Source organism: Acidithiobacillus sp. TH-A35 (genome assembly GCF_057473505.1).
Map to the genome: position 1 here is coordinate 1 of NZ_JBYCKR010000010.1, position 9,316 is coordinate 9,316.

Below are 9,316 nucleotides of genomic sequence, written 5' to 3' on the forward strand. Positions count from 1 at the left end.
AACGCCAGGGTGCCATTGCCGTGATCGAAATGGCGGCTGGTGACACGACTGCTTGATCTACCCCCTGTAGACGCGGAATTGCTACGTAGTGAGTCGCAACTTCATGGCAAATTGTTCAGGATGGATGCGATTGAACAAGGGCAAGGCAGGCGGCGTGTAGCAACGGGCAAGCCCGCTGCCCCACGCCGCATCCCTCACTCGCGCCGGTGGCGCTCGACGGGGAATGGCTGCTGCGACAAGTGCAACGCGGAGCATCGCCTGGTGAGGTGGTGCCGCACTGGCCCCGCGAGGGCACCGCGCTGCCTGGAAAATTGGGGTGTCGGGCGGAGCCTGACCAGGATGTTGTGCATACAGCCGCCGCCCTCACCCCGCGAGGGCCCCGCGGCTGTATGCACAACACTTATCCTGTACAGAATTTGACGGTCATCTGTCCACCACCTCGCCACGGAAGCACGCGGCGGGCGCAGTTCTCGGAAACTGTCCAGAAGCCACCACCTCGGCGCCACCATCCGCACCCTCATCGCACCCAAACTTCCGGGCGCGATCGCGTCGCCACCAGCAGGCTCCAGAACATTGCGGGCATGTACCACCACGCGCCGGTCGCCGCTCGACGGCGCAGCCAAGCCTCCAGCGGCCCTCAAAACGGTTTGGCAGGCAAGAAAAAGCCCGCGCGCGGCGGGCTCTGGGTGTTCTCGAAACTCACCTGGCATTACACCAGGCGGACACCAGCAATCAAGACTGGATTGAGAGAGCGCCAAGCCGTTGATTCACGGGCTTTGCCTTCTCGATTGCTTTAGTTCTCAAAAACGGTCATTTAACTAAGTGAACAAGTTATATCGATTCTGAGCGATTAGGATCACAGAATCGGGATTAATTGCAAGCCGGAGTGCACATCGGTGCACTGGCTATAGGGGTTCCATCCGGCCCGGATGGTATCCAGTAATGACCACCCCCACAACTATACCAACCAACTACACCTATGGGGAAAGGACCCCATATACCTCCGCTGACGGCGGCGGTATATATAATGTAATAACTGGTCATGGTTTGCGTTATTGGATCAAGCATCTCATATCCGTCTAGAATGCCAGCAATCCATGGCCCGATAAATTTAAATGCCGGCCTATTTGGACTTGATCCATCATAACCAGATGCCACGCTAGTGCATTTCGCGTAGTTTATTGTATCATTTTCTTCGGCCGATATGCTGTTTTCTAATGGCGGTCGCGGACATATCTTTGTACTAACACTTGCCCCGATATCCATCTCGGCGTATAATAATTTCGGTGAATAAGAATAATTCTTAGCAAGATAATTCCAGTCAGGCGGTGGATATCTGTGATTCTGTAACTGCAAATACAATCCCCCCAAATCATCCGTAATGCTTGTCCGCAGATGCTTTTCAAGGTAGTAATTCAAACCGTGGTCGGCAAAGCAAGAGGCATCCGTGCCAAGATTCGACAAGCTCGTCGGTGCAACGTAGTCTGTGCAAAGCTGCGAAGCATTTGGCATCGGGGGCGGGTTTCCAGGATTGAGCACGGCGTCGGCCACGGAAGCAAGCTTGATCACTTGGTCATCGCTGTTGAGCGTGTACTGCCCTGCTATCAACGACGATGGTGGCGCAATACCGTACGAAGCAATGAACCACCCCCCCATGCCGTTATTGTTATTAGACTTTGCGTTATTGGATACGTAATATTGATAGAGTGGGTAAGCGAACAGATTGCCCTGGGAGTGCGCCGTCAGCAGAATGTCATCCCCTGCGGCATTCCAGCCATCCATCGCCGACTCCATCGACGACAAATCCGCTTGCGTCGGCGGATGCGCGACGGCATAGGCGGTTTGTGAGGCCGTGAGATAAATAACGCTCGCGGACTCCGGGTGCATGAAGAGGTACAGCATGTAGTCGAACCAGTTCGGCGAGGTGCGCGCATTCAGATGCGCGATCTGCCACAGCGTCTCGATGATGTCCTGAAAAGCCCCTGTGACTAGGCTCAGGGCACTTTGCAAAGTGCCCTGGTCGGCTGGCAAGTTGTTCAGACCGCTTTCGTTGTAGAGCCTCTCGAAATCGCCGTTCTGACACATGGCGGTGTCGGATGGGTTGTTGCATATGGCGGATTTTAATAATTTTAAATCGGATTTAGCCCCCTTTTTTGTCACAAATACGCCATTGATAAATGGGATGACAATCTTATGTGCCGGGCAAGTTTGCGCCAGCGCGATGTCATGGGACGTCACGGGCACCAGGCATGTCGCCCAAACGGCGACCAGCAGAAACAAACGAGGCCATCGCTTCATCATGTTCTGCATCAGTAAGCTTTACAGGTGTTGCCGGAAGGAAGCCCGCTGGGCCCTGTCGGCGCGTCGTTATAGGCCATATAGGCCTTCTGGCGAAGCGGCGTGTTGGCGATCATGAAGTCAATGGCATCGCTCCAGTCGTGGCCGTTAAATGCGCTACCCAACGAATCACCAAGGCAGTTAATTGCATCCCCATCTTCGGCATCTGCGTTTGCGACCGCCTGCTTATTCGTTAAATCCACAAGTAAATCATCCTGTGTCGAATGCGCATACTGCACCATGGCCGCCTTCTGGGCGGGGGTCATGGGCAGTCCTTGAATCCAGTTGTAGATGTCCACCCGGATGCCATGCGCGTTGGTGATTCCGGCGATGGTCGGGGTTTGATCGAGCAAATTGGGATGGGCGATCATGTAACGCGCCGAGTTCAGGACATAGTCACGCAGCGCCTGCCCCGTCAGAACGCCCTGCACAGGCTGTGGCGTTGGCGGCATCGGCCAGGGCGCCTTGGCCGCTGTCGAGGCGGCTGAGGCAGGCTTGGCGGGCGACGAGGCGGTGGACTTGGGCGTCGAAGCGGGCTTCGCAGGCGATGAGGCCGCAGGCGCGGTGGACGTCGTTCCTGGCTTGCAGGTTGGGCAACTCAGGGTGGCACTTCCCGAGCCACCTCCACCACAAGCCCCCAGGGTCAACGTCGGTGCCACAACCATCGCCAGCCAGACGGCCACGCGTGTCATTCCAGAGTTCAAGCGCACGAGGCCACCCCTTGAGAATTGTTAGAAGCTGTGCTGCAGCGTCAGGCCCAGCACCGGATACCAGCGCAGATGATTCATCGTGGTGGCCAGCGCCTGCCGCTGCGCATTCAGGTCGTTCTGTAGCGCCGCCTGCTGGGCACCGCCAAGCGTGGTGACGCCCTGGAGGTTCACCGTGGCGCTGCCTTGATCCAACACCCCCAGATCCACCTGCCAGTGCCAGCCCGTGGCGACCGAGGGCATCTCCCCTCTCCAGCCCACCCCCAAATAGGGATCCCAGCGCGCATAGCGTGCCTGACCATTCAGGCTGCTCACATCCTGCGCGCTGTAGGTGTGGCCGTTGAGGACATAGCCCCCAGCCGATGGGGTGGCCTGCAGGTTGATGCGTGAGGCGTTGTAGAGCAACCCGGCGCTGAGAAAAAAGCGGCCCTGAAACGGCGCATAGTTCGTCCGCAGCATGGCGCTGCGCAGATGCACCGCGCCGTCCGTGTGGCCCCCACCGCTGTCATAGCCGTGGTTCAGATTCGCCGCTTGAAGGGACGCCTCAATGCGCAGATGTCCGGGCACGATGTCGCGACTGACGCTCAGTCCAGCACCGAGGGTACTGAGGCCCACTCCTGCGCTCCAGGGGGATGCAGCGCGGGCTGGCACGAAACCTGGCAAACACAAGGCCAAAATCCATAGCAGTGCGTGCCGGTTCATGTAATCGAGGTGAAGTCAGGGTTTTGTGAGGTTCAAACCCAGTGCAACATAGTTGCCACAGTTTGGCAAGAAAAAGTCATCGCGGAGTGGTGGCTTCGCCTGCAAAGTGCAACAGTCTGAAAATAAGACAATTTGCGCCAATCTGTCTCATCATCGACCGAAGTGGCGCATCGTCATGACCGAATCAGGCCATGCTGATTCGGTCATCGGCGGCGAACAAATCAATGTCCACCCGGATGCTGCGAGCCAGCACCTCAGGGATTTTTGCTTTGCCTTTGCCCGGACGTAAGCGCACCAGCCCACAGGCTTCGAGTTTTCCCAAGGTGCGGCTGACGTTGGGTTCGGCGCGGTGCAACCGCTTGGCCAGCGCAGCAACAGACTCAGGGTGCATTTGGTCGATGGCTGCGAGCAATTCGCGGTTCTCCGCCGTCAACAAGCGCAGCACCGCTCCAGCGGATTCATAGGAAACACCGCCCGCGTTGGCAGGGGCAGGGCGTTCGCCACGCACGACCGACAGCATTTCGGCCTTGAGGTTTTGCAAGGTTTGCACTTTAGTCGGTGTCATGTCATTGCTCTCCAATCACCACAAACGGCACATGCAAGTCACGCAATGTGCGTTCGACTTCATCGAAAAAATCCACCAGAAGCTGCTCGACCGAGGCAAAGGCATAAGGGCGCCCTGGATCATCCACGGTGCGGTGCCAATGGTCAGCCTGCACTGGCGCAGCAACAAACCGGCTTCCGCTATGAGAAACGAGGTGCGCATTGTCAAAACCGACGAGGCGCTGGCCTTCTGGCGCGTGCAGGGTCAAGGAGTACGCCAAACCATGCGGCACGCGGACAGACGGTTCGATGCGCCTGACTTCAAACTTGAGGAAGTGCCCACTCTCCAAGATGTGACGCCTGCCGTCGTAGCCGAGCAGCAGTTCAAATTGATATTCGGGCAGAGCATCAAATCCCATGAGGATAGTATAGCGCCATGACAGTGGCTGTTTGAGCAAGTTTCAGACGGCGGAATGCGCGAGTCAGCAACAGACTTAGCAATGAACTTGCGGGCCAACATCCTGCCACATGCTATAGTCCTATACGATAGCCATAGCATCCTATAGGGCTATAATTCTAAGGGTGATGCGTATGACAGTAAAAGCTCAAATCTGGGCAGTTGTCGGTCAAAAGGGCGGCAGCGGTAAGACGACTACGGCCGTGGGTCTAGCGGTGGAGGCCGTGAAAGCGGGGCGGCGTGTTGCCGTGATTGACCTTGATCCACAGGCGACCGCCGCGAAGTGGGGCGACAGGCGAGAGGACAAAGAAAGCCCCGCAGTGGTGTCCTGTCAGGCGGTGCGCTTGCCGCAAGTGCTGGCGGCGGCAGAGGGGCAAGGGGTGCAACTTGTCATCATCGACACGCCAGGTAAGAGCAACGAAGGGGCCATTGCCGCCGTGAAGGTGGCGAATCGCGTTTTGGTGCCCATTCAACCCCATATGTTCGACATCGAAACGTTGGAGAGCGTGGCCGAAATCTTGGGATTGGCCGGGAAGCGCCCCGAAGCTGCCACCGTAGTAGTGACACGCGCACCGACCCAGGGGAGGCGACACGAGGACGCACGAGAGGCACTAGAAGGCCGGGGCTACGCTTTCGCGCCGGTTGTTTTTCAGCGGGCGGCGCACGGCGACGCCAGCAATCTAGGGCTGACGGCCAGCGAATATGAGCCAGGGGGAAAAGCCGCCATTGAAATGCGGGCACTCTACGACTATATTAATATCGAACTATAGGCCTATAGGAATATTGCGAATGACCACAGTCAAGAAAACCACGCTTTCCGCAGCACTTCACGCGCAAGCTGGTAAGCCACAACCAGGTGTGGCGACTAGGGCGGAGCCAGCCTCGAACAAGGACAAGACAGCCCCGGCCACCGTGTTGGTCGGCGGACATTTTCCGCCTACGGTTCGCCGCACGTTAAAGCTGTTGGAGGCCGACACTGGAAAGCGGTTGAATGAATTGCTAGGCGAAGCGATCAACGACCTAGCGGCGAAGTACGGCAAGCCACAACCTTACGCCGCGCAGGAATGACCGCGCTCAACAACCAACTGGCCGAGATTTTGGCAATTCGGGCTGCGGTGCGTGAGCGCGTGACCGATAGGCGCATCGAGACAGCTCGACTGACCGAGATGGAACCGGATGGCAAGGCATGACGACGAGGAAACACCAATCCATAACGAAGGCAGGCCATAAATTTTTAGATGCCGCCGTCGAAGTCCAGCTAGAACGGGCGACCCTTGAGGACGTTGCTTATATTGCGCGGCAATTTGTGCAGGCAACTTTGCCGCACAGCGACCCACAGGCGAATACGTGGAGCCGGAGAAATGGTAATTACACGCTAAGCCTACAAACTGGTTTCGACAGCAACGGAGAGCCAATAGGTTTGCCATTTGGAGTAATCCCGAGACTACTGGTTTTCTGGCTTGTGACCGAGGCTGCGAAAACCAAAAGCCCGATTTTGGAATTAGGGCATAACCTCGCGGAATTCATGCGGCAAATTGGCTTAGATCCGACGCACGGCGGAAAGAAAGGCGACCCGCAGCGACTTGAAATCCAGATGCGCCGGTTTTTCAGCACCAGGATTGCGTTTTTTGAGCAATTAGGCGAAGGCACAAGGCGCGGCGAAAGTGCCGAATTTATGCAAGTGGCGCGGTCTTATACGCTTTGGTGGGATACAAAGACGCCACAACAGGGTGCGTTATGGGGTAGTTCCGTAAAGCTAGATCGTGAGTTTTTCGAGGCCATTACCGCCGCACCTGTTCCGGTTGATATTCGCGCTTTGCGCGCCCTGAAACGAAGCCCACTTGCACTTGATCTGTACGCACTGTGTTGCTACGAAGCACACCGAGTCCAGCGCACAGGCCGAGCACGGGTGATCCCTTGGCGGGCATTGATGAAACAGCTAGGGGCCGACTATGCAGGGGAGAGTGCCGCGCAAAATTTCGGGGTGAAGTGCCGCGCGGCACTGCGCAAGGTGTCCGCCGTGATGACCTTGCGGCTAGGCGATACCAAAGGCGGATTGTCGATCCTGCCGGGCAGTTTGCCAGCCATTGTTCCGCAGGCCGTTGGCTTAGACAGCATGTGCATAGCGAGCGAAGCGGATACGGCATAGATGCGAAGCTATGCCATTGTTTTTACACGATCTTTTGCGCACAGGTGGACCTGTGGACAAGAAAAGTTATCCACGCGGAAACGGTATAGGCCCCAAACGACTAGGGCTACAGGGGGAAATTGAAGTTATCCACGCGGAAACGGTATAGGCGGAGTACGCGGAAACGGTATAGACATCCTTTAGCTTTAAGCCTTTAGAAATCTTCCTAGTAGTTGAACGGCCACAAAAAGTGGACAACTTGCGCAAAGGCTAGAGTCAAAGTGCCCCCGCCTTGCGGGGAGGACACGCCCCGTTGGGGCTTGAGGCCCCCAGGTGCGTGCGGAGCTGAGGTTCGCTCTCGATACCTTTGCTTCATGCCAAGGACAATCCAAAGCGGCTTTGCAAGGTGGTGGAGTGCCGAAGGCATCGCGGAAGCGTTGCAGAGCCTCTAGGCGGGCTTTGTAGGGTTGGGTTTAGGGGTTGGCCTTGGTTTGGGTCTGGAAAGCCTTCAAAAGGCTTTTTGAGGCGATGTGGGCGGCAGGCGCAGTCTGTCCACAGGAGCTGGGTTGGCCCTTGCAGATGCACCAGCTCGTCCAGCAGGGGGCAAGGGGCAGCATGCCCCCTCTACACCAGGCCAAGCGCTAAGCGCGCAGGCCATGCTCGGGCGCAGCCCGCACTTTGTCCTTCTCTGCCTTCTGGCTTGCCCGGTCAATCCGTCGAGGATGGCCCGCTTTTCGTTTTGCGGAAAAGTGTTGAGGCCATGATGGCCGATAACTTCATGTCTGAGGCTTGCTTTGAAGTCGGTTTCATCCAATACGAAGGTAAGGGCAACCTGGAGGCTTCCTCGTTCGTCAGCTCGCGTACTTGGCCGATAGGCTGCTTTTGCGGTGTGGATTTTGCGTGCATTCTTGAGATTGCCATAACGGTTGATTCCTTATCGAATTTCATTATCGGATGCTTGCGAACCGAGAATGTTGGTTATCTTTTTTGTCATGCGAAATTGTTCAGTGTTGGTCGTTCATTGGTCGCTCGTTGATCGCTCATTGGTCACTTTGTTGCTACGTCATTAGTCGCAAGTTCGTCGCAAATTGTTCAGTATGCACGTGGCGAAATGAGGGCAAGATGGGCGGCGTGTAGCAACGGGCAAGCCCGCTGCTACACGCCGCAGCCCTCACTCGCGCCGGTGGCGCTCGACGGGGACAATCGAGACCAACCAGGCCGCTACCGCTTCCAAAGAGCAGACCCAAACCATGCAACCCAAACCGAACGATAAGCCCAAGTCAAAACCCCGGCGCGAATGCAAACGTCTCGCTGTGGCCGTGAATCCCGAAGAAGCCGCGCAGATTGAAACCTTGGCAAAAACCACGGGATTGAGCACGTCAGCTTATTTACGCCGACTCGGCATGGGATTCACGCCCGTAACCATCGTGGATCACGAGGTGTATTTGCAGCTTCTGCGCGAAGGTGCAGACTTGCGGCGCTATGGCGGACTGCTCAAGATGTGGCTCACCGACGATGCCCGCCTACGCGCGCACGGCGAGGCCAAGGTGCGCGGCTACATCAGCCGCTTGATGGCGCGCACGGACGCCATCACGGCTGAAATACACGCGCTGACAAAACGGCTTGTGCCCATGCGCGATGAAAGTTAGCCAAGCCATCGGAGGAAGAAGCCATGACACGCATCCGCAGGAATCCAGACGGCACACGCGATCTGCTGTCGTGGTCCTACTCCGCAGGTGGCCAAGAGGCCGCCAACGAGGCGCTACGCGCCACGCTGGCCGAACTCGAAGCATCCAACCGGCAGGCCCGCGCCGAGTGGGAGCGTCTGAGCCCCGAGGAACGCGAGCGCCGCACCGCCGAGTTCCACCGCCAAGAGGCCGACATCCCGCTTTTCTTGCGCAAGAAAGAAAACCAGTAGCGCGAGCCAAGCGGGCGATTGCGCACCGAGAATCATGCGAAGTTTTCGTGTGTTGCTCGTTCGTTGCGCGCTCGTTGATCGCTCATTGCTCGTTCGTTGCTCGCTCTGTAGGGGTAGACCAAGCAGTCGTGTCACCAGCCGCCATCTCGATCACGGCAGGTCGAGCCGGGTGTTCATATCGAGATCGAACCGACCATACGGGTTGACGTGTTCCCAGATCAGCGGCGTCAGGGCGGCATAGTCGCGTGGTGTGAACCTGCCCTGCCAATGCGGCTGTGCCAGCACCTTCTGGATCATCAGCGTGTTGATGTAGACCATACAGTTCTGGATCAAGTGCAGCGCGAGCATGCTGACCTCGTGATCCTCGCGGCGGTTGCTCGCCATCTCGCCCCGGCGGGCGAAGAACACGAAGTCGGTCGCGCCGTTCCACTGCTCGACTACGTTCAGCCCTTCGTTGATTTCCCGGCGCAACGCCTCGTCGTGCAGGTAGCGGCACAGGAAGATAGTCTTGATCGCCTTGCCCA

13 protein-coding genes are annotated in these 9,316 nt (G+C 57.4%); 6 read left to right on the forward strand and 7 right to left on the reverse strand.

Annotated elements, in window-relative coordinates:
• Nucleotides 1-870: 870 nt before the first annotated feature.
• The 6 genes from AC2VNK_RS00510 to AC2VNK_RS00535 all read right to left on the reverse strand — a co-directional run bounded on the left by AC2VNK_RS00510 (nucleotide 871) and on the right by AC2VNK_RS00535 (nucleotide 4,747).
• Nucleotides 871-2,301 carry a hypothetical protein gene (locus tag AC2VNK_RS00510; RefSeq protein WP_486882421.1) on the reverse strand — a complete coding sequence of 477 codons (1,431 nt, stop codon included), beginning with the start codon at nucleotides 2,299-2,301 and terminating at the stop codon, nucleotides 871-873.
• An 8-nt stretch (nucleotides 2,302-2,309) separates the two neighbouring features.
• Entirely contained in the window at nucleotides 2,310-2,708 is a 399-nt protein-coding gene (locus tag AC2VNK_RS00515; protein ID WP_486882422.1) for a hypothetical protein, read from the reverse strand.
• A gap of 25 nt (nucleotides 2,709-2,733) precedes the next feature.
• Nucleotides 2,734-2,934, reverse strand: a complete 201-nt coding sequence (locus tag AC2VNK_RS00520) for a hypothetical protein (protein ID WP_486882423.1) — start codon at nucleotides 2,932-2,934, stop codon at nucleotides 2,734-2,736.
• Nucleotides 2,935-3,068: 134 nt separating this feature from the next.
• Entirely contained in the window at nucleotides 3,069-3,659 is a 591-nt protein-coding gene (locus AC2VNK_RS00525) for a hypothetical protein (protein ID WP_486882424.1), read from the reverse strand.
• A gap of 271 nt (nucleotides 3,660-3,930) precedes the next feature.
• Nucleotides 3,931-4,311: an HVO_A0114 family putative DNA-binding protein gene (locus tag AC2VNK_RS00530; protein WP_486882425.1), complete on the reverse strand. Its 381-nt coding sequence runs from the start codon at nucleotides 4,309-4,311 to the stop codon at nucleotides 3,931-3,933.
• Nucleotide 4,312: 1 nt separating this feature from the next.
• A complete protein-coding gene (locus tag AC2VNK_RS00535; RefSeq protein WP_486882426.1) occupies nucleotides 4,313-4,747 on the reverse strand; it encodes a toxin-antitoxin system TumE family protein in 435 nt (144 codons plus the stop codon).
• 133 nt (nucleotides 4,748-4,880) lie between these two features.
• On the opposite strand from AC2VNK_RS00535, the gene AC2VNK_RS00540 reads away from it, so the two are divergent.
• The 6 genes from AC2VNK_RS00540 (at nucleotide 4,881) to AC2VNK_RS00565 (ending at nucleotide 8,792) form a co-directional block, all read left to right on the forward strand.
• Nucleotides 4,881-5,516 (forward strand): nucleotide-binding protein, encoded by a 636-nt coding sequence (locus tag AC2VNK_RS00540; RefSeq protein ID WP_486882427.1) that lies wholly within the window; start codon nucleotides 4,881-4,883, stop codon nucleotides 5,514-5,516.
• A gap of 19 nt (nucleotides 5,517-5,535) precedes the next feature.
• Nucleotides 5,536-5,814 carry a ribbon-helix-helix domain-containing protein gene (locus tag AC2VNK_RS00545; RefSeq protein ID WP_486882428.1) on the forward strand — a complete coding sequence of 93 codons (279 nt, stop codon included), beginning with the start codon at nucleotides 5,536-5,538 and terminating at the stop codon, nucleotides 5,812-5,814.
• Entirely contained in the window at nucleotides 5,811-5,936 is a 126-nt protein-coding gene (locus AC2VNK_RS00550; protein ID WP_486882429.1) for a hypothetical protein, read from the forward strand. Before AC2VNK_RS00545 ends, AC2VNK_RS00550 begins: the two co-directional genes overlap by 4 nt.
• Nucleotides 5,933-6,895 carry a replication protein RepA gene (locus tag AC2VNK_RS00555; RefSeq protein WP_486882430.1) on the forward strand — a complete coding sequence of 321 codons (963 nt, stop codon included), beginning with the start codon at nucleotides 5,933-5,935 and terminating at the stop codon, nucleotides 6,893-6,895. Before AC2VNK_RS00550 ends, AC2VNK_RS00555 begins: the two co-directional genes overlap by 4 nt.
• 1,229 nt (nucleotides 6,896-8,124) lie before the next feature.
• On the forward strand, nucleotides 8,125-8,523 hold the full coding sequence (locus tag AC2VNK_RS00560) for a plasmid mobilization protein (RefSeq protein ID WP_486882431.1): 399 nt from the start codon (nucleotides 8,125-8,127) through the stop codon (nucleotides 8,521-8,523).
• Nucleotides 8,524-8,546: 23 nt separating this feature from the next.
• Nucleotides 8,547-8,792 (forward strand): hypothetical protein, encoded by a 246-nt coding sequence (locus tag AC2VNK_RS00565; protein ID WP_486882432.1) that lies wholly within the window; start codon nucleotides 8,547-8,549, stop codon nucleotides 8,790-8,792.
• A 150-nt stretch (nucleotides 8,793-8,942) separates the two neighbouring features.
• Here the strand turns inward: AC2VNK_RS00565 and AC2VNK_RS00570 are convergent.
• Nucleotides 8,943-9,316: Tn3 family transposase (locus AC2VNK_RS00570; RefSeq protein WP_486882433.1), on the reverse strand; the 374-nt coding region annotated here is incomplete at its 5' end.